The organism is Rhodococcus sp. MT28 (genome assembly GCF_058792695.1).
In genome coordinates, this window is sequence record NZ_JBXAFD010000015.1 from 1 (window position 1) to 19,988 (window position 19,988).

Sequence of the window (19,988 nt, forward strand, 5' to 3'; positions counted from 1 at the left end):
GCGGTTGATGACTCCCTGGTAGCCGATGACGCCAAATAGCGATCACAGAACGCCGCCAATTATTGTTCAAGTCCACACCATATTTTCCCAGGTGAATCCTCTAACAGGCCGGGTTTGCGATCGTCCAGTATGACGATGGTCAAAACGCACACCCAAACACGCAGGGAAGGGCTCAGCGGACTTTCGAGTTACGGATCACGACGAAGTTCACCGAACTCCGACGCATCGAGCTCGGCGCCGGGCGTGGTGAGAATCTGCGCGGGACACCGTTGCTCACCTTGATGCAAAGTCGAGCGGCGACGATCAAGATCAACTGAAATGTGCTGATCGCGCGGATCTGCTGCACAGATATGTGAAATCGTTGACCTGTGCAGCAGATCCAAGATCCACTCGAAAGCTGTGGCTCTGCGTGTACTTCGTCAGTCGAGGACGGCAATCGCTTCGATCTCTACGAGAACATCGGGCTCGAAAAGTATTTCCACCCCGATCAGTGACGCGGGCGGCATCGGCACTGGCAGGCCTACCTCCTCTGCTACTGCTTCTACCCCTGCCATGAAGTCCACGATCTTGTCCGGATGCCAGTCAGTGACGTAGACAGTCAACCGCACGACATCACGGAACCCCGCGCCGGCGCCGGCCAATCCGTGTGCGACATTGCGGAGTGCCTGGGACACCTGGCCTGCCAGGTCTGGGGGAATCGACGAATCGTCTCGGGTGTGTGCCACCTGGCCGGCCACGTGGACCTGGCGGGTTCCCGTCGCGACGGCCACATGGTGGTACGGGGTGTTAGGCAGCATACCTGTGGGGCTGAACATCTTTACGGACATAGAAATCTCTCCTGATTTCGAAAATCGAGTAAGTATCCCGTTTATACTTGGTGTCAGAAGGTAACTTCAACGAAACCAGGTTCCATGACGAATACCACGACAGACCACGACTTGTTGGTCATCGCAGCGCATCGAGAACTTCTTGGTCAGGTTCTCGACAAGTGGTCGCTGAGTGTGCTGAACGAGTTGTGCGAGGCGCCGTGCCGTTTCAATGAGCTCCGCCGAGCGATTCCGGCAGTGTCACAGAAGTCGCTGACGAACACCTTGCGCCGCCTCGAGCGGAACGGGATCATCGACCGTCGCATGCTCGACACGCGACCGGTCGCGGTGCAGTACCGGATCACACCGTTGGGCAAAACTGCGCGCGAGCCGATCGATGCCTTACTGGCGTGGGCGTCGACGAACCTGCCTCATATCGAACTGGCTCGCCGGAACTTCGACGCTACCTTCGAAGCCTGATCGTCAACCGTTCTACGGATTGTCGTCTCACGGTGGTGGTTACGGCCCGCGCCCTGATCGAACGAGCAACTGGTATCCCACTCTCGAAGCACTTCCAGGGGGACACTTTCGGCGAATGGGACACCCTGATCAGTGCGCTACCACCTCGCCAGCCTGCCGATCGGTGCACTGGCAGACCGACGCCTGACCCGTCCACTTCCTCGTAGTGCAGCGACATTGTCATCTCTCTAAACTCCGGGACAATAACAGCGAAGTCCACTACAGGGACCGTCGGCGTGGAGCTACTAGCTTTGCGGGATCCGCTCACATCGCATCGATGACGCATTCCCCGCTGGCCAACCTTTGCAGGCCCGACTTTGCCAGGCCCACTATGTCGGAAGTCGTTGCCCTGTAAGGGGTCGGCGCGAATTCGATCACGTGGTTCGCGAGCATCCTGATGCACGGTGCGTGACCTACTAGGTTCGGTAATAGTTTTCGGAAACCCGGATGTGAGTGTGCTATTCCGCTGGTGGGCTAACCCATTGGCGGCGACGCGAACGTCCTACCGTCCTGAGGTGAAACCATTTGATTCAATTGCCGATTCAATTGCCTAGTGCGGCAATCGATTCCGACTTTTATTGCGGGACAATGATGTTTTCGCGGTTGGCGGCTCGCAGCGCTGTGATCGCTCGATGCTGTTCGATTCGGATCCGGTGAGCGGTGCTGGCCAAGGCGACAGAAACGTCATCGATGTGTAGGGCGCTGATAGTGCGCAGTGCGAGGATGTCGCGTTCTCGGACGGTGAGTGCCCGGCCTGCGGGAAAACCGACAGTGGATGAACCGAAATCGGAGGTTCGTCCGACCTCTTCGATGGCTTGTGCCGTGCATTCGTAGACCACGGCGAGTGCGGGGCGCAGACCTGGGCGTGCGATGAGCGCATGAAGAAACTTTCGGCAGGATTGCCGCGCGGCGGATTCGCGCAGATGTCGCGGCAGTGCAACAGCGGTGAGGACGTCGACGACCGGCCAGGTTGCGCTGAGAAAGCGAGATACGGCGCCCCTTTCGCCGGAGGTGAGTGAATCGGCCAGGCCGTCGACACGGTCGCTGATGGGGCTGAGGGCGTTGGAGGAGGGCATGTGCTCGTTGGGGAGCTTTCTGTTGTGCGCTGGATGCCTTGAGTAGCAATATGAGCAGAAACGGGTCGTTAGTAATGGAAAGGATCTCACGTTTCGGGCGTTGCCCGGAATGTCGGTTGTTCCTAAGGTCTTGTTCCTGACAGAACTGCACAGTCCGCCGTCGAACTTTGGTCAGTAGTGACCATCCGGACTGTGATGTGGGTCGCTACAGTTGTGCAGTCGGCGGCCGCACGTTTGAGCGAATTGTCACCATGTCCGGATTCAGTTCTCGGACTGCGCAACTCGGCGCAACTCGTCATCGAAGAATTCGCCGCAGACATCCTGCACGGACTGCAGGCGCCACAGCCTAAGAATCCGGGCGCCGCCGCCGCGCAAACATCATCGAAAAAACAACTCATCCAAGGAGAAACCATGGCAAAGGCCCTATTGATCGCGCACGTCCACCCCGCCAGCGCGGAGCAGGAAACCGAGTTCAACCGGTGGTACGACGAAGTTCACATTCCTCAGGTCCTCGAGCGGATTCCCGGTGTCGTCGGTGCATCGCGGCACAAGTACGCTGGCGCGCAACTGGTGCCGGAGGAAGCCGCGCCTATCCAGCGCTACTTGAGCTTGTACGAACTCGACACCGAGGACCTGGCTGCGACCGCGCAGCACTTCGGCACGGCACTCGCCGACGGCACGCTCGAATTGTCCGAAGCGCTCAACCGTTCGACTGCTGCTCCTGTGCTGCACTTTTACACCCCCGCGGTGTAATTCACGAACCCCTCGTGCCGGCCAATTGCCTTTTCGTCGGTCGGCACGAGATTGAGGACCGATCGCATCGGAGTGCATGCATGGTTCTGACGAATCAGGCGCAACTGCGCTCACGCAGGGTGGCTCTCGGACACGTGATTGTCACATGTGCACAACAGGCCGTGTGGAGTTGGTCAGTTCAGCCCACGCGAAGTGTGACCTACGTCGCCTACGGTTGGTTCATCGCAGCAATCTTCCCGGAGGCTCGTCAGGTTTCTGGATGAAATAAGAAGGGCCGAAGCATGATTCACACTTATCTGCCATGGAACCACCCGGACGAGTGGCTTCCACGCCCTTGGCTGCGCGACGCGAACACGGAATTGACCTACGGAAAAGCGGCCGCTTGGATCGATGCTGTTGCAGCGCAGCTGCATTCCAAGGAGATCGGGGAAGGCGACGTAGTTGCGGTCATGATGTCGAATCGCGTCGAGTTTCCCGTCGTCATGATGGCGGCATGGCGCCTCGGGGCTGTGGTGACACCCGTCAACCCGACACTGACGACGATGGAAGCGGACTACCAGATCGTCGATGCCGCAGCCAAACTGGTGATCCACGACAATGCCCCAGCAGACCTATCCGCCCACATGTCCCTCTCGCTCGACGATCTCGCCCCACCGCACAGCACCCCTGACCCAGCGATGTTGCCCCCCATTCCCTCCGACCTTGGTGACGCTGTCGCTCTTCTCATCTACACCAGCGGGTCGACCGGTCGGCCGAAGGGCGTGATGCTCACTCACGACAATCTCGTGTCGATGGCTGACATGCTGGCCACCCACTTTCACCTCACCGAAGTCGACCACTGCCTGCTGGTGCTGCCTCTGTTCCACGTCAATGCCATCTGTGTCAGCTTCCTCGCCTCGACGTACCGCGGCGCTCAGTTGACGATCCTGCGCCGCTTCGACGCTCCGTCCTTCATGACGGCAATCCGCGAGCACGGACCTACCTATTTCTCGGCGGTTCCGACTCTGCTGGCGCGCATCATCGAACTTCCCGAAGAGCAGACCGGACGGATCACCTCGGTGCGGTTCGTGCTCTGCGGAGCTGCGCCGGTCTCGGCGGAATTGTTGGACCGTGTCGAGAAACGGCTGGGGATCACGCTGGTCGAAGGATACGGCCTCACTGAAGGTACCTGCGTGAGCTGCTGCAACCCGATCGACGGGATCCGCCGCTTGGGAAGCGTCGGACCAGTCTTGCCCGGGCAGGAGGTGCGTCTGGTCGACGAGTCCGGAAAGACTGTCGCCACGGGTGAGACCGGTGAGGTGGTGGTGCGCGGTAAAAACGTCATGCGCGGCTACCTCAACCGTCCCGGTTCCACAGCAGAGACCATCGTTGACGGGTGGCTCCATACCGGCGATGTCGGCCGCTTCGACGAAGACGGTTACCTGACCTTGGTCGATCGGATCAAGGACATGATCATTCGAGGCGGAGAGAACCTCTACCCCAAGGAGATAGAGAACGCTCTGTACGGTCACGCCGATGTCCTCGAGGCCGCCGTCGTCGGACGATCGGACGACGTGTATGGCGAAGTTCCGGTCGCGTTCGTCGTTCCCTATCCCGGCGCCGAGGTAAGTGAGGAAACTCTCCGCTTACATCTCGAGAGCACTCTCGCCAAGATCAAGATCCCCGTCCAGATCCACATTCTCGCGAACATGCCGAAGAACCCCGTCGGCAAGATCGACAAACCCGGTCTGCGCACTCAACTACGCATGTAGGCAGACGAACCGACCCCTTAATCGCCGCATCAGGTCATCGACCTTGAAGCGAGGATCGTTGCGCCCAAAAAGCCCTCCACAGATACGTATTCATCATCTTTCAAGGAGCCCGTCATGGGATACAAGACTCCCGATCTGCCCGCTGCCGATGCAGCGGACATCGTTGCCATGCCCACCTTCGAACGCATCCGCTACCTGGCCACCCACTGGGTGGACTACGGATTCGGCACCGCGAAGAAAACCCACGTCGGTTACGTATTCAAGGTTCTGCTCTACATTGCCATCGGCATCACCGTCGCCACTGTCTCCACCGGCGCGGGCGCTCCGTGGGATGTGCCGGCCTGGTGGAACGAACCGATCGTGTATCAGAAGATGGTGATCTTCACGATCCTGTGGGAGATGCTGGGCATCGGCGCATCCTCCGGCCCGATGGCATTTCGCTTCAGTCCCAGGGTCGGTGGGCACCGCTACTGGCTCCGCTCGGGAACTTTGCGGAATCCGCCGTGGCCCGGAAAGATACCGTTCACCAAGGGCGGCGTGCGCGCCGAGATCGACGTCGCTCTCTACGCCTCGGTGGTCTTGAGCCTCATCGTCATCTTGACCCTGCCCGGCATCCACAGTGACTCGCTGTCCTCGGTGCACCCGAGTTCCACCGCAGGCCTTATTAATCCGGTTCTGTTGTGGCCGATGCTGATCCTCGCGGTCGTCATGGGGTTGCGAGACAAGATCACCTTCCTCGCCATGCGAGCGGAACAATACCTCCCCGCCGTGGTCTTCTTTGCGACCCTCGAATTCACCGACATGATCATCGCCTGCAAACTGCTGATGGCCGTCATCTGGATCGGCGCCGGAGTCTCGAAGTTCGGCCACCACTTCACCAAAGTCGTACCCGTCATGATGTCGAACGCGCCGATCATGTTCAGCAAGATCCTCAAGCGATCTCTGTACCGGAACTACCCGCACGACCTCCGTCCCTCGCGCGCCGGAAGCGGCGTCGCCCACATCTTGGGAACGACAGTAGAGATCGCAGCGCCCCTGATCCTGCTGTTCTCGACCAACCACACGGCAACTCTGCTCGCCGTCATGTTAATGGTTGCCTTCCACATCACCATCTTCTTGACCTTCCCGGTGGCCGTGCCCCTCGAATGGAACATCATGTTCGCGTTCGTCACCGTCTTCCTGTTCCTGGGATTCCCGACATGGGACGGCTACGGACTCGGCGACATGTCTTCTCCATGGCTCACCGCGGGCATCGTTGCCGCCCTGCTCTTCTTCCCCGTGTTGGGTAACCTGCGCCCCGACCTCGTCTCGTTCCTACCCTCGATGCGTCAATACGCCGGCAACTGGGCGTCCGCAATGTGGGCGTTCGCCCCCGGCGCGGAGAAAAAACTCGCCGACAAGGTGCTGATGTCGTCACCGAACCAGGTCGACCAACTCGGCGGCGCGTACGGATACGATCTCGCGGAGATGCTGTTGCAGAAGGCAATTGCCTGGCGGTCGATGCACACCCAGGGCCCGGCGATGCTCTCCGCTCTCGACCGCAACCTCGAAGACATCGACCGCTACACCCTCCGCGAAGGTGAATCGATGATCGCGAATCTCGTCGGATGGCACTTCGGTGACGGCCACCTCTTCAACGAGCGACTGCTCATGGAAATCCAGCGCCGCGCCGACTTCGCACCTGGCGAGGTCGTGGTCATGTGGATCGAATCACAGCCCTTGCACAAAAACCACCAGGAGTACAAGGTCATCGATCTCGGGCTCGGTGTGATCGAACGCGGCACCTATCGCGTCAAGGACACCCTCGAGACGCAACCGTGGCTCCCCGACGGGCCGATTCCGATGAACATCACCTGGCAGCGCGCGGCCCATGCCGAGCGAGTGACCGCAGAAGCAGGTAACTGACATGCCGACAGCGGTGGTGGTGGGAAGCGGACCGAATGGGCTTGCTGCAGCAATCGAACTGGCCCGCAACGGATTCACGGTTCGCGTCATCGAGGCCGCAGACAAGGTCGGAGGCGGCACCCGCAGCAGCGAGCGACTGGTGGACGGGCTCATTCACGACGACTGCTCCGCTTTTCATCCCACCGCGTTGGCTTCACCGTTCCTCCGTGAGCTCGACGCCACGTTCGACCTGGCCTCGCACGGCCTGCAATGGTGCTGGCCCGAAATCGATTTGGTACACCCCCTCGATGACGGCAGCGCCGGAGTCCTGTGGCGCGATCTCGATCGCACCTGCGCGCAGATGGGCATCGACGGCAGCCGATGGCAGCAGATATTCGGAAAGACCGCCGATCACTTCGACGAAATCGTCACCGACGTCTTCCGTCCACTGATCGACATCCCAGACCATCCGCTCCTACTCGCGCAGTTCGGGATCCGGGCGGCCCTGCCGGCATCGGTGCTCGCGAGAATATTTCGTACTCCACAGGCGAAGGCGCTTTTCGGAGGCGTTGCCGGTCATGTCTTCGGGTCACTGACGACCCCGATGTCGAGCGCGGTAGGGGTCATGCTCATCGCTGCCGCCCACGCACACGGTTGGCCCGTCGCCAAGGGAGGATCGCAGTCCATCGCGAACGCACTGACGTCGATCCTCACCGATCTCGGTGGCACGATCGAGACCGGTCGCATGATCACCGACATCGACCAGATCGACGACGTCGACCTCGTCATGCTCGATATCGCTCCCGATGCAGCAGCGCGGATCCTCGGGGACCGGTTGCCTCCGAGGATTGCTCGCGCATACCGGCGGTACCGCTTCGGGCCGGCCGCCTTCAAGGTCGACTTCGCCGTCCAAGGCGGACCTTCGGGCACTGGCGACGTCGTACCGTGGACCAACGAATACGCACGACGCGCCGGCACCCTGCATCTCGCCGGAACCATGGACGAACTCGTCACTGCGGAGGGCGACACCGCACGCGGCGACATGCCCGCCCGCCCCATGGTCCTGATCGGACAGCAGTTCCTCGCCGATCCCACCCGATCGGTCGGCACCGTACATCCAGTGTGGGCATATGCACACGTCCCCAACGGTTACCCGAACGACGTCACCGAGGTCGTCATCGATCAGATCGAGCGATTCGCCCCCGGATTCCGAAATCGCATCGTCGGCGTCCACACCCGCACCGTCCCGCACATGCAGGCGTACAACGCCAACTACGTGGGCGGCGACATCTCGGCGGGTGCAAACACCGCTCGCCAGATCGTCGCTCGCCCACGACTGGCGCTGGACCCATACTGGACTGGAGTACCTGGGATCTACTTGTGCTCCTCGGCCACACCGCCGGGCGCCGGTGTGCACGGGATGTGCGGACTGAACGCCGCGCGATCGGCACTACACGGAAAGAAACGGTGATCGACCATGCAGGCCGAGGGCGATAGAGCTCAGGCTGACCGCGACCGAGCCGAGAATGTGCGCCGGTTCGTCACGGCCAGCGGAAGTCGCCTCTATGCCCGGCAAGATGAAATCACCGAAGGTATGACCGCTGTCCTTGCAGGGGAAATCGAATTCATCGGCGCCGACCGACCGCTGATCGAGCAACTCGAGCGAAGTATCCGTGGAAACGTCACCACCGTCTTCAACGCCATGGCAAACGAAGCGATGATCGAGCGTCTCGAACCTCCCATCGGTGCGCTCGACTATGCGCGGTTGCTCGCCCAACGAGCCATTCCTGCAAGCCATCTCGTACGGGCTTACTCCATCGGGCAGAACTACCTTCTCGAGGCAGCGTTCGACGAAGTTCAACGCGGGAACTGTCCGAAGGACATCGAACACGAGGTCCTTCGGACCATCAACAAGTTCCTGTTTCACTACATCGACTGGGTCTCACTGATAGTTGGAAAGGCTCACGCAGACGAGCATGCACGATGGTCCCAAGCTAAGACGTCCTCCGCGCTACCACTGATCCGGGCACTGCTCGATGGCCGGACTGTCGAATCCCGCGAATTCGAACGGGAAACCGGCTACCGACTGACCGAAACACATCTCGCCATGGTGCTGTGGGTCCACCAGGCCGACAACGACACCCCGGATCCAGATAAGATGCGACGGTTCGTCCACACCATCGAAACGGCCTGCGGTGCCATAGGTCGCCCACTGCTGCAGATGATCGACAGCGCGACAATGTGGATCTGGATGCCCGTCGCCTCCGACGCGACCGGCCGGGCCATGACGCAACTCGGTGCCAGGCTCGAACAAGCTGGACCGTACCGAATAGCAGTAGGCGCTCCCGGCCGAGGACAGACCGGATTCGCACGATCGCACCGACAAGCGATAGCAACCCAAGACGTCGCAGTCACGGCATCTCGATCAGCTCAACGAACAGTCACCTGCTACCGAGACCGCGGCGTGCGTGCGGTGTCACTGGTAGTCAAAGACATCGATGTCACCACAGCGTGGATCGACGAGGTGCTCGGCGAACTCGCCACCGACGACGAAACCACCGCACTGCTGAGGGAGACATGGCGAGTGTTCTTCCACACCGGCGAAAACTACCTCCGCACCGCAGAACTACTCAATGTGCACCGCAACACCGTGAAGTATCGGCTCGGGAAAATCTCACCCCACATCGGCGACAGTGCTGATGACGACCGCACCGACATCGTCCTGGCCCTCGAAATATGCCACCTTCTCGGGGCACGGGTACTCAGGCCCGAGCCCAGAAAGAGAACATCGACCCACCGGCACAGCGGCGAGATATGAACCTTACTCGGATTCAGTAACTTTCACTCGCCGATTGCACGACGAAACATCACCGTAGACGGTTCCACAACAATCGAAAGGCTTGATCATGGGAAGAGTTGAAGGCAAGGTCGCACTCATCACCGGTGGCGCAAAAGGCATCGGCGCCGCAACGGCAAAACTACTCCTCGAGGAGGGAGCAAATGTTGTACTGACCGACATCGACCCAGACGGCCGCGATGTCGCGACCACACTCGACAGCACCGGGACGCGAGCCCATTTCTTGCGCCAAGATGTCACCGACGAAGACCAGTGGGCTGACGTTCTCGAGAAAACCGTGTCCGTATTCGGTCGGATCGACATCCTCGTCAACAACGCCGGCGTCGCATCAACAGCCAACGTCGAAGACGAAACCCTCGAACGCTGGAGATGGCTGCAGTCGATCAACCTCGACGCCGTGTTCCTCGGCACAAAGGCCGCGATCACAGCAATGAAACACACGGGGGGAGGCTCGATCGTGAACCTGGCGTCCATCGAGGGGCTGGTCGGCGATCCGTCACTCCCCGCATACAACGCGAGCAAAGGCGGCGTCCGCATCTTCACCAAATCCGCCGCACTGCACTGCGCTAAATCAGGTTACGGAATCCGAGTGAATTCTGTTCACCCGGGCTACATCTGGACGCCGATGGTCGAAGCAGTCGCATCCGAGGGCGGTGACATCGACGCTGGCCGAGCTGCACTCACAGAACTGCACCCGATCGGACGGCTCGGAACCCCCGAAGATATCGCCTACGCAATCCTCTACCTGGCCTCCGACGAGTCCTCCTTCGTTACCGGATCTGAACTTGTCATCGACGGCGGCTACACCGCTCAATAATTACACCGCACAAACAGCTCGGATGGCGACCGGATCAAACCCGCAGTATTCGAATACAGGCTGTGAGCGGCATTGGTTACGCGGGGGATGGATCTTTACCCGCGTAACCAATGCCGCTCATCCAGGCCGTCGTCTTGTCGTGTCGGTCTGGCAGCAGACTTGAAGAACTCTGTGACGATTCGGCAGTCTCCCCATTGTCTCCTCCTCACACGTCTGTCTCCTCCTCACACGTCTGTCTCCTCCCCACACGTCTGTCTCCTCCCCACACGTCTGATTCGAGTTTGTGCAACAGAGGCAAACACGACAGCGGGGTCGAGTGGGTGCTGCATCATCAATTCTCCAGACCCTCGGAACCGGGGTTCTCCGCGAGCTGAAGAAGAATTCCAGCAAGGTCGTCTGAGAATAGTGCACGTTTTGAATACTGCATATCCGCCAGTCGACCTACCCGGACGCCACTGACCACCGGAAACGACGGGCAGCCGGCACCACATCAGATGCATCAATCTTGCATCTGATGCAACCCGTCTCCCTGACCTCCGGACATGACGAAACCGCCGGCACCGAAAGGTGTCCAGCGGCTTCACAGGGTCGGTGCCCGCCTTGCGCCTCTCGGCAAGTGGCCGCTCGAAGCGGCATTTCTGGGGTGGTACCCGGGGCAAAGAACCGAACATCGACAGCCGCTACAACGAACACTCGCGCAGAGTTATTCCACGTTGCCGACCAGCGTATTGCTCATTTTCTGGTGACGATCGAGCGCAACACGAAGTGGAACACGAGGGCGGTACCGGCAGCGACCGCGACACCGGCCACCACCTCGCCCAGAAGAACCCCGACAGTGACGCCGAGGTGGCGGACGTGACCGCCAACGTGACATCAGCAGATGCCGGACGAGGACTGTTGATCGCAGAACCCCCTTCGAAGGTGGCACACCTACCCCCGGAGATAGTCTCACGCCGCAAAAACGGGAGTTGTACCTACACATATAGTGCTGGGCACGATCGACGGGTGGTCGACGGCTCCGAACGCCGCGTTGAACTTTCGAAGAAGAAGGCTCCCCGCTGGGATTCGGTGGGGAGCCTTCTTCTCAACCGACCGCACGATCAGGGGTGACTACTTGTGCGAATGCCCATCCTGGGACTTGTTCAGGAGGTGTATGCCTCCGCCGACCACCACGAAAGCCACTGCACCTACGCCCAGGACCTCGGCGAACAGCGACCATGAGGACGATTGAAGACCGGCGGTGACAGAGCACACCACCAGAATTATCAGGCCGGCAGTCAAGCCACGGGTTTCGTTCTGGCTCATTCGCATGTGTAATCCTTTAGAGGCACTTGATGTTCGGGCCGGGGTTCAGGAATCCTCCGAAGTGAACCTCCATCTCGTTCGGGCAGATCCCGTATGAAGCAACGTACGACGCCGCCGCAACGAGTGCACCCGCGACACCTCCGCAAGCCACGACATTGATGCCGGGCAAGCCGCAGATGATGATTCCCATTGACGTGGCACTGCCGGCCGCGAGAGCAGTCTGGTCTGCGCGGTTGAGGTAGATGTACACACCGTTCCCCACACCGACATGTAGACGTGGGGCGATCTGACCGGGATCGAGCGGTGCGGGCTCGGTGGTCTCGATGACCACACTAGGTGACCCTGCCTGCGTGACGTCGTACTCCTTGGTCAGGACGCCGCCATCGGTGCTCACGGTCGGAACATAACCCCGCCTTCGAGTGACTGTTGCAGCGCTGCTACCGATTCGGGGGTGGGCTCGGGAAGGACGTCCACCGGAACCGGCTCCACCGGCGCGGATGGTTCTGCCATCGCCGTGGCCCCGGACATTCCGATCAGCGAGAGTGCCATCGCGGCTCCCACAATGACAGCTTTCAATTTCATGACTCGTCCTTCCGTAAAGGAATCACCATGCCATGCGCATTCCGGAAGGCAGACAGGTTCCGTTAATCGCCTGTGTGCCAAAGTAATTCGCAGTAATTTCGCATTGTGCTGGTGATGCATCATTGGTTGTGGGTCGACCCGGGCCGAGTCAAACATCTTTACTTTTGCTTTGCAACCGGTCCTGATTCGGACATCTCACCAAAGTGCAGGTAGTTGATCCAGGAAAACCGAACGGTTCGAAAAAGTTCCTACTTTCGGAGGGTTTGACGAGCGAGTCATGTCGTCGTCCCTCATGTATCGAATGCTGGAGCAGTCAATAGGAATAGAACATGTGTTCGAGTAGAGTGACGTACGGGAGTAGCGCGAGGGAAGAGGTACGGCATGACTGAACTGGCCGACCAGGTCCCGCCAGCGGCGGCCACTCTCAGCAAGGCGGAGAAGCTCGAACAGCTCCGACGCAAAATGGCGTCGATCGCCGCACGATCCGACGGCACCGAACCAGCCACGCCATCCGTCGTGCTCTGCCCGGTCGACGAGCGTGAGCCGATTCCAATCGTGGCCACGGCGCAATCGACTCTCCGGATGCTCCCGGTGCCGGGGCCGATCGGTGATCTGCTCCCGCGCGGGGGACTGGCACGAGGAACCGTCGTCAGCGTCGACGGCGCAGCATCAGTCCTGATCGGACTACTCGCCACCGTCACCGCTGCCGGTGGGCACGTGGCGGTGATCGGAATGCCTGGCCTCGGACTTCTCGCCTTCCACGAGCAAGGTGGCGACTTGACGAAGGTCGCGCTGGTGCCGCAGCCCAAGGACGCTGCAATCGACTGCGCCGCAATTCTGCTGGAGGGTTTCGACGTCGTTGTCCTGGGCCTCACCGGAGGCACTGTGACGCACTCACGGGGAAGAGCGGTCGCTGCACGTGCGAGGAGTAAAGGATCGCTGCTCATAGTCGCTGAGGGACAATGGGACGGTCCGGATCTGCGGATCTCATCTCGCGTCTCCAGGTATTCGGGATTGTCAGCAGGGAGAGGGCGAGTGACCGGCGTTCAGCTCGACGTCGCGGCCGCCGGCAAAGGATTCCAACAACGCACCGGGCCCATGGAGATCCGCGACGACACCGGACAACTCCGCTGGGCCGTCGACGACACCCACCCTCGCATCGACGCCGCCATTGAGGGCAGCACAGTGATCAACACCGACCGTTGGACCGAGCGCTGGCCCGATCACCCCGTGATCAGGACATTCGACCCACCGAGGGCAGTGAAAGTCGACATCGGCCGCGCTCCCGCTCGGGCGCGGGGGACCCTCACGCGCCGATCACGTGAGCATGCGCGTGAAAACCTCCGCGCTCTACATGTCCGGGTATCTTGATGCAGCTCAACAGTTTTAGGTCAAAATGCACGACGGACCATGGTTGGCCGGGGTAACCGTGCGAGTCGCCGATGCCGGCGGAACCAACCTAGTAGAGATCGACATGCTCGTGACCGCCGACGCCATCACCGAAGTGCCGGCCGCCTCCTGAGCGAACCAAAAGGGCCGGTGAGCAATGCACTCACCGGCCCCACGCGTACAAGCTCGACCTATGTCACCACTCTTGGACGATGTCGACGGTGCTGCGCCAGATCGCGGGGTTGTTCACGCTGAACGAGACCTGGCCTTGGTGATTTGCGGTCTCGTCCACCAGTTGGCCGATCGTGGCGCGGACGATGGTCCCGTTGTTGTAGACCGATCCTTCACCGGAATACACGCCCCAGTATTCGCCGGGGATGGCGTTGAGGAAATCAGCGGCGTTGGTGTCGGCGAGGAAGCGCGTCTCGTTCTGATCGAATCGAACACCGACATATCCGTCTCCGGAATACGGCGTAGCGGCAGAGGCTGCACTCGCACCGAGGAGGGCGACAGCGCCGGCTGCGACCGGGACCAGCAGCGCAGCTACGGCCATACGTGAACGGGACATGGAAACCTCCTGTGACGCGAAGGCTGCATCGGCCGCAACCAACTTTGATGTAACTGACGGTATCGCAAAAAGTGGTAACCGAACATTTGCTACAAGATGACCTCGATCACGTTCGAGTGGAGGGGAACTGCCACCGATGGTTGCGCTAGTACGAATTGACTAAGTCAAAGGTCGCAGGTGCGGCGAAAATCCACTATGCAACCGTGCGACCCCCGCTGGATAGGTTGCTCTCCAGTGAATGCTGGGCACTCAATCCGGCCGGTCGGGTCAACCTCGCCTGGCGATGACACCTGTTGTCGAGGTGCTGCGGAATAGCGCGCAGGTGACTGCGTGAAACTTACCTCTGAACTGCAGAAACAAAAGTGTGTACCCCTCTTTACTTGAATCGCGTAGGGGGGTACACTTATTCTTGTGACGAAGCGAACGGAACTTCTCAAAGAGATACGAGCATTCGCCAAGGATGCGGGGCTCGAGATCGATGAGACCGAAGGCGGAAATCACACCAAGGTGGTGGTCGGGGGACGGCGCACCGTTGTCGCCCGGCACTCGGAAATCCCCGAGTTGACCGTCAAGGCAATTCGCAAGCAGCTCGGGATGACCGAGGCACGGAAGGGGAAGAAATGAAGGTCACAGCACACGCAGTCCGGTCCGGAGACTGGTGGTCGGTGGACGTTCCCGAGGTCGACGGGCTGTTCACGCAGGCCCGGCGTCTCGATCACATTCCGGCGATGGTCGCAGACGCAGGAGAGTTGCTCACCGACATTCCTGCAGCCGAGTTCGAGGTCACCCTCGACTACGACTTCGATCCGGCCGCACGCCGCGAGATCGAGGAAGTCAAGCAGCTCAACGCAGCCGCTCAGCGAGCGGTCGACGAAGCCTCGCGCCAGTCGCGTGCAGTCGTCCACGACCTGCGGCAGCGCGGTCTGTCTGTCCGCGAGATCGGCGTCATGCTGGGCATCACCCCCTCGCGGGTCTCGCAGCTCGGCAAGGACAAGGCCACGGCCTGAACCATCCATGTGTGGCGTTGCTCGCGCGGGTTTTCGAAGTGGGTGGTTTCACGGGTTCGTGAGAGTGGCAGGGACCTGCGCCCAGACAGCTCTGTGTCGTCGCGCAGTGCGGGCTTTCCTTGCTGCGTTGATCCATTCGATGGCGTCAACAGGCACTGCGCGTGTTCGAGTGGGTCGCGGCGGGGCGTCTGCCTGTCTTCTGTGCCGCCAACAAAGGGCCGTGATGACTGCTGTTGCGACGAGGATGACGGTGGGTGCAGTCAGGTCCTCGGACTTGGCCGTGGCGATCATGGCGGCTATAACGCCGGCCAGCGTTGCGATGAGCGCGGCCGTTGCCCAGTGATTCTTTACTCGGGCGGTGCCGCTGGCGTGTAGTTCGTTGAGGAAGGCGCCGCGCCATTCCTTCGCGTGTGAGGAGTTCACCGCGTTCATTTGTTCGAGTTCGCGGCAGCGTTCACGTTGCGCGTCGAGTTGTGTTTGTGCGCTTGCGGTTTGTGAGGCGGGCGCAGGCACTGTTGCGGCGCGTGGCTTACGCGCCCTGTTCCTTGCGAACAGCTTGCGGACGAGTTCGTGTCCGAAAGCTGTTGGAGTCGAGAAGTGATCTACTGCAATACGTTCCGCGTTGCTTGTGTGATCGGCGGCGTGTCCGATCGCAACCATGACCGGTACCGGGCATTGGTGTATGGCACGAGCGAGTTCCGGATCGTTGAATGACCAGAGATCGGTCCAGTGGCCTCCGCCGCGAGTGATCAGGATGAGGTCGGCGCTTCCTTGGTCTATAGCTGCGAGGGCCTTGACGAGCTTTTCTGCAACAGTGTGGCGGTTCATCGAGACGGGTACATGCGTGAACTTTGGGAGTTGGATGCTTCCTTTGCCCTTATTTTCGATGACCGCTTGAATGTCTGTGACTGCTTTGGAGTTGTCGGGAGACAAGACTGTGACACGTTCAAGCCTCTCGGGCCATGAACCCTTGGGAATGTCGCCACGATGGGTCAGCTGCTGCACGGCGGTGAGGTGCAGCTTCTCGGCGGCACTCACTGGGCCTTGAATTGTTTTCTCGGGTTGTGCTTGCCGTGCCTGCAAGACCAGTCTGTGAGTGGCGGGATGGTAGGTGAGGTCGCCGGCGATGGTTACTCCGGCTCCTACGGTGAAGTGCTGGAGAAAGTTTCGCTGTGTGTGACGGTATAGGTACTGGCCAACTGCGTCTGTCGTTGCGCGGTCGAACTGAACAGGGATGCTGACTACGGCTCGGTCAACGGGGACTGCGAGTTCCATGGTCCAACCGGACTTTAATGACTTCAGTTCGCGGCACTCTCCGGTGATGACCACCCTCATTTTCGAGCTCGAGGCCAGATGCGAACGTACGAGTTCGCCTGCCTCTGCGATGGCAATCAAGGGCCCACGCTTTTCGGCCCACTGCTCCAAGTTTTCCATCCCCCGCTTACTTCCCCCGTAAATTCGACCTTGGGTACGAGCCTGTCAGAGACCTCCGACAGGTTCACCGTCGAGGTGCAGGAGCCAGACAGAGGGCGAGGTAGCAAGACGATCCGCGAACATCGCCGCTCAGTTCGTGTTCCCACCAGGAGAGATCGAGCGCGTGGTCGTTGTGAGTACTCGACGAAAAGGGGTCTGAGTTGCTTGGAAGGTTCGAACGATTTCGATTCGAGTTGTTTCCGTCGCTCTGCTCGCATCGCGCTTGCGGAATTCTGCGCGTCGTTTGGCTTGTTCCGAGCGCCGAAGGCGATCGTGTTCGAGCCTTCGTTCCGTCGGCGAGCTGACGGTCCAATCTAGTTGGGTCATTCGCCAACGCAGGAAAGTGCCTGGTCGTGGGATGTGGTTGGGCCATGTCCAGCCTCGTTGTTGGGTGTCTGTGGTGAGTTGGTGTGCGATGTCGCGGCCGGTCCATCGGGTGGTGTCGATTCCGGTTTGTTGGAGGGTGTCGCAGATTGTTCCGATGTGGCCGGCTGGTGTGAGTGATGGTGCGTGGGCGATGAGTTCGGCTGCTGCGCGTTGGAGGTGGAGGGGTCGGGGTGTGGTTGTTGGTTGGTGTGTTGTCTTGCCCGCGTGTGCTTGTGTGCGCGTTGGTGAGATTTTGAAAGCAAGAGCTTTAAGTGCAAATCCCCCGGAGGGGGATAGGGGGTCACGGTGACCGGATTGTGGATGGTTCCGTGTGGTGGTTTTGGACCGGTATGCGTTGGTGCGCAGTGTGGCTCGGGAGGGTTTTCTGGGTTTTGTGAAGGGAGGGGTGACGGTCGTGGCTACCGGGCGGGGTGTGGTGAGCGCCCAGGTGGAGGCTGCGCGGAATTGGCGGTGGCCGTGGTGTGATTCTGCGGCCATGGCTTCGAGGCGGTTGAGGTAGCGGCCGCGGACGAGTTCTACTGCGACTCCGAGGGCTGTGAGGACTCGTCGGGCGCGTTTGACGGTGGAGGTGCTCACTCCTGCACGGCGGGCGATGGTCTCGCGTGAGGCGGTCACTGAGCGTCCGGTTGCGCTTTCGGCGAGGGAGGCGTGGATGACGGCGACGGCGAAGACGGCTTCGGTGCTGATGGTGTGGCTTGTGCAGAGTGTTGTGCCGGTGGGGGAGTTGAGGAGGGTGCGGACTTGGTGTTGCCAGTGTGTGCGGCTGGTCCAGGTGGGGGTACGGCTGTAGGTGCCGTCGGGGATGGGGAGGGACCAGGAGTTTCCGCGTTGGTTGCTGGTTCGATTGAGTGTTTCGATGCGGGCGACGTTTTCGGTGGCTTGTTGTACAGCGTGGGCCCATTCGTCGTCGGAGACTGGGGCGTGGCGCGTTGATGGTGAGCGGTCGAGGATTGTGTTGTGTGGAAGTGTTGAAGCTGGTTCAGGGTGTGCGTTACCCTGAGATGTACCTGTCACAGGTAAATCCCTTCATGTGAGTGAAGAAGTAGTGCAGTACAGAAGGCGGAGCGGTGACTTCGGCTTCATCAGTGACAGCGAGCCGGGCATGGCTTGCTGTTGATTTGGCTCAGTGTGTGGCGAACCCCCGTAAGGGGGTTTCGTCGTTTCTGGACTGCGTCTATGGAGTTGTGTGTCAAGGTCTTTCGGATGTCATGCTGGGTGGTGGCGGGGCTCCCTTTTTGGCGGTGTTCGGGTCAGGCCGGGTGTTTATCGAGGTCAGTTGCCGCTGGCGGTCTGTGACGGGCGCCGACCCCTGATGTGCGGATCTGTCGCGTGTCGAATGTCAGGAACGTGTGGGGCGAAGCGAAAACACCGCTCCCACAACACCTGCACATCCCAACGCGACAGCGAGAACGAGCGCAATCACGAATGATTCGCTCGAACGGGGATGTGCAGATCCAGAAGCCCGCGCAGCGCAACCGCGACCTCGTGAATCTGATCGACCGACGCAGTTTCCGGATCGGAGGCAACGAGATCTGCCACGTCGATGAGGTTGTCGCGTAACCCGACCGACAACTCGCGAGGTCCTGCGAGTGCGTCGACGGTGTCCCGGACGAGTGTTTCGGCGAGTTGTCGTACCTCGGCCATCTCGGCGTCGGTGGGGAAGGTGATGCCTACTTCTTTCAGGAGCGCTGTGGAGGCGGTGCTGATCATGGATTCGATCAGCGGCGATCGATGCGGTGTTGTTGTCATGATGCTGCCCCCAACTGTGTGGAAACAGATGATGTGGTGGTGTGTGTGGGATGAATCCAGTGTTCGACGGCCGCAGTGATAGTCGTGCGGGCGGTGGCAGCGTCCTGTGCGGTGATGACGGCGGTGAATGCTGATGTGACTGCTTCGATCCCGGAGGTCTCGAGTCCGTTGCAGTGGTCGAGTCCGTCGGTGATCAGCTCCAGGGCAGTGTTGAGGACTTCCCAGTGACCGTCCTCGTGCGGGGAATGCGCTGCGATGAGTTCGGTGGTGGGGAGTTGTTCTGCGGCCCACAGTTCTCGCACGTTGAGGGGGTGGATGGGGTGGGCGGTGAGCTGGCACAGCCGGGCGACGGGGGCGCAGACGTGGTCGAGTCCGTCGACGATCGCGGTCATTCCCCAGAGCGGGTGGGTGAGGAGGTCCGCGAGCCATTGCCATCGTTCGGCGGGAAGGCCGGTCGAGGCGGGGGAGGGGAGGGCCCCGGTACTGATCCCGTAGATGATGTCAGGGAGGGGGCGGTGGGGGTTGTTCAGTTCGTCGAGCAAGCGGTGTGTTGTCATGTGGGGCAGTCCAATCGGGTGACGTCGAACGAGGCTTGTGACGTGCAGGGGTGAAGGTGTGCGGAATCCGTCGCACCGGTACGGATCGGTGCGAGGACCGCGGCAGGGGAGGGGTCGACCCTCAACGGGCCGTGAGCGTCGATCAGATCGCGGGCATGAAGAACTGCGCGGGAGTCCACGTCGATCAACCCGTACACATCCGGTGAGTCACCGATGTCCGGGTGATCGTGAATGAAGGTGCGGCGACTACGCAGGCGGCCGGCGACTTCGACGAGGATCCACAACCGGTCATAGCGGTCCCGTACCGGCACATGGCCGTGAGTGTCGGCGAGGATTCCGTACACAGACCACGCTGATTCGAATGACCTCAAGATCAGCGCCGCAGACTCCTCCGATGCCGGTGTGCCGCGCGGTCGTGTGAAGATCGGATCGAACGTCCCCATTGTCGGGGTCACGCAGCGCTCCCACGAGAAGTACCGCGATGCCCGTCGACCCGCCGATAGTACGA

Annotated in this window: 22 protein-coding genes; 12 read left to right on the top strand and 10 right to left on the bottom strand. The window is 60.6% G+C overall.

Going from position 1 to position 19,988, the window contains the following annotated elements; genetic code table 11:
• Positions 1-419: 419 nt before the first annotated feature.
• A complete protein-coding gene (locus tag AC1Q6C_RS29775; protein WP_007734815.1) occupies positions 420-827 on the bottom strand; it encodes a RidA family protein in 408 nt (135 codons plus the stop codon).
• 84 nt (positions 828-911) lie between these two features.
• Between AC1Q6C_RS29775 and AC1Q6C_RS29780 the strand changes: the two genes are divergently transcribed.
• Positions 912-1,286, top strand: coding sequence for a winged helix-turn-helix transcriptional regulator (locus AC1Q6C_RS29780; RefSeq protein ID WP_007734814.1), 375 nt, complete (start codon positions 912-914; stop codon positions 1,284-1,286).
• 614 nt (positions 1,287-1,900) lie between these two features.
• On the opposite strand, the gene AC1Q6C_RS29785 is transcribed toward AC1Q6C_RS29780, so the two are convergent.
• Positions 1,901-2,401 (bottom strand): hypothetical protein, encoded by a 501-nt coding sequence (locus tag AC1Q6C_RS29785; protein WP_019749882.1) that lies wholly within the window; start codon positions 2,399-2,401, stop codon positions 1,901-1,903.
• A gap of 411 nt (positions 2,402-2,812) precedes the next feature.
• Between AC1Q6C_RS29785 and AC1Q6C_RS29790 the strand changes: the two genes are divergently transcribed.
• The 7 genes from AC1Q6C_RS29790 to AC1Q6C_RS29820 all read left to right on the top strand — a co-directional run bounded on the left by AC1Q6C_RS29790 (position 2,813) and on the right by AC1Q6C_RS29820 (position 11,573).
• Positions 2,813-3,154, top strand: coding sequence for a hypothetical protein (locus AC1Q6C_RS29790; RefSeq protein ID WP_037134838.1), 342 nt, complete (start codon positions 2,813-2,815; stop codon positions 3,152-3,154).
• Between the two features lie 281 nt (positions 3,155-3,435).
• A complete protein-coding gene (locus AC1Q6C_RS29795) occupies positions 3,436-4,905 on the top strand; it encodes a class I adenylate-forming enzyme family protein (protein WP_019749885.1) in 1,470 nt (489 codons plus the stop codon).
• Positions 4,906-5,019: 114 nt separating this feature from the next.
• Positions 5,020-6,810 carry a DUF3556 domain-containing protein gene (locus AC1Q6C_RS29800; RefSeq protein WP_492666953.1) on the top strand — a complete coding sequence of 597 codons (1,791 nt, stop codon included), beginning with the start codon at positions 5,020-5,022 and terminating at the stop codon, positions 6,808-6,810.
• Position 6,811: 1 nt separating this feature from the next.
• Entirely contained in the window at positions 6,812-8,260 is a 1,449-nt protein-coding gene (locus tag AC1Q6C_RS29805; protein WP_492666954.1) for a phytoene desaturase family protein, read from the top strand.
• Between the two features lie 6 nt (positions 8,261-8,266).
• The gene (locus AC1Q6C_RS29810) at positions 8,267-9,607 is read left to right on the top strand and encodes a PucR family transcriptional regulator (protein WP_492666955.1); all 1,341 of its coding nucleotides are present in this window, start codon (positions 8,267-8,269) and stop codon (positions 9,605-9,607) included.
• A gap of 88 nt (positions 9,608-9,695) precedes the next feature.
• On the top strand, positions 9,696-10,463 hold the full coding sequence (locus tag AC1Q6C_RS29815) for a glucose 1-dehydrogenase (protein ID WP_019749887.1): 768 nt from the start codon (positions 9,696-9,698) through the stop codon (positions 10,461-10,463).
• 765 nt (positions 10,464-11,228) lie between these two features.
• Entirely contained in the window at positions 11,229-11,573 is a 345-nt protein-coding gene (locus AC1Q6C_RS29820; RefSeq protein ID WP_492666956.1) for a hypothetical protein, read from the top strand.
• Here the strand turns inward: AC1Q6C_RS29820 and AC1Q6C_RS29825 are convergent, their stop codons facing one another.
• Genes AC1Q6C_RS29825 through AC1Q6C_RS29835 form a run of 3 tightly spaced genes read right to left on the bottom strand, consistent with a single transcriptional unit; the run spans position 11,574 to position 12,350 of the window.
• Entirely contained in the window at positions 11,574-11,768 is a 195-nt protein-coding gene (locus tag AC1Q6C_RS29825; RefSeq protein ID WP_238565254.1) for a hypothetical protein, read from the bottom strand.
• A 16-nt stretch (positions 11,769-11,784) separates the two neighbouring features.
• The gene (locus tag AC1Q6C_RS29830) at positions 11,785-12,162 is read right to left on the bottom strand and encodes a hypothetical protein (RefSeq protein ID WP_492666957.1); all 378 of its coding nucleotides are present in this window, start codon (positions 12,160-12,162) and stop codon (positions 11,785-11,787) included.
• Complete coding sequence (locus tag AC1Q6C_RS29835) at positions 12,159-12,350, bottom strand: hypothetical protein (RefSeq protein ID WP_492666958.1); 192 nt, start codon at positions 12,348-12,350, stop codon at positions 12,159-12,161. Before AC1Q6C_RS29835 ends, AC1Q6C_RS29830 begins: the two co-directional genes overlap by 4 nt.
• A 381-nt stretch (positions 12,351-12,731) precedes the next feature.
• Between AC1Q6C_RS29835 and imuA' the strand changes: the two genes are divergently transcribed.
• Both imuA' and AC1Q6C_RS29845 read left to right on the top strand, forming a co-directional pair.
• Positions 12,732-13,721, top strand: coding sequence for a DnaE2-dependent mutagenesis accessory factor ImuA' (gene imuA', locus AC1Q6C_RS29840; RefSeq protein ID WP_492666959.1), 990 nt, complete (start codon positions 12,732-12,734; stop codon positions 13,719-13,721).
• A 25-nt stretch (positions 13,722-13,746) separates the two neighbouring features.
• Positions 13,747-13,872: a hypothetical protein gene (locus tag AC1Q6C_RS29845; protein ID WP_492666960.1), complete on the top strand. Its 126-nt coding sequence runs from the start codon at positions 13,747-13,749 to the stop codon at positions 13,870-13,872.
• A gap of 63 nt (positions 13,873-13,935) precedes the next feature.
• On the opposite strand, the gene AC1Q6C_RS29850 is transcribed toward AC1Q6C_RS29845, so the two are convergent.
• A complete protein-coding gene (locus AC1Q6C_RS29850) occupies positions 13,936-14,307 on the bottom strand; it encodes a hypothetical protein (RefSeq protein WP_492666961.1) in 372 nt (123 codons plus the stop codon).
• 411 nt (positions 14,308-14,718) lie between these two features.
• Between AC1Q6C_RS29850 and AC1Q6C_RS29855 the strand changes: the two genes are divergently transcribed.
• Both AC1Q6C_RS29855 and AC1Q6C_RS29860 read left to right on the top strand, forming a co-directional pair.
• A complete protein-coding gene (locus AC1Q6C_RS29855; RefSeq protein ID WP_080910997.1) occupies positions 14,719-14,931 on the top strand; it encodes a type II toxin-antitoxin system HicA family toxin in 213 nt (70 codons plus the stop codon).
• Entirely contained in the window at positions 14,928-15,314 is a 387-nt protein-coding gene (locus AC1Q6C_RS29860) for a hypothetical protein (RefSeq protein ID WP_259120269.1), read from the top strand. Before AC1Q6C_RS29855 ends, AC1Q6C_RS29860 begins: the two co-directional genes overlap by 4 nt.
• A 48-nt stretch (positions 15,315-15,362) precedes the next feature.
• Here AC1Q6C_RS29860 and AC1Q6C_RS29865 read toward each other — a convergent pair whose 3' ends face one another.
• From AC1Q6C_RS29865 to AC1Q6C_RS29880, 4 genes are all read right to left on the bottom strand, one after another.
• A complete protein-coding gene (locus AC1Q6C_RS29865) occupies positions 15,363-16,748 on the bottom strand; it encodes an exodeoxyribonuclease VII large subunit (RefSeq protein ID WP_080910999.1) in 1,386 nt (461 codons plus the stop codon).
• 1,845 nt (positions 16,749-18,593) lie between these two features.
• A complete protein-coding gene (locus tag AC1Q6C_RS29870; RefSeq protein WP_492666962.1) occupies positions 18,594-18,923 on the bottom strand; it encodes a hypothetical protein in 330 nt (109 codons plus the stop codon).
• Positions 18,920-19,480, bottom strand: a complete 561-nt coding sequence (locus tag AC1Q6C_RS29875; protein ID WP_492666963.1) for a hypothetical protein — start codon at positions 19,478-19,480, stop codon at positions 18,920-18,922. Before AC1Q6C_RS29875 ends, AC1Q6C_RS29870 begins: the two co-directional genes overlap by 4 nt.
• Entirely contained in the window at positions 19,477-19,935 is a 459-nt protein-coding gene (locus AC1Q6C_RS29880; RefSeq protein ID WP_492666964.1) for a hypothetical protein, read from the bottom strand. Before AC1Q6C_RS29880 ends, AC1Q6C_RS29875 begins: the two co-directional genes overlap by 4 nt.
• Positions 19,936-19,988 lie beyond the last annotated feature (53 nt).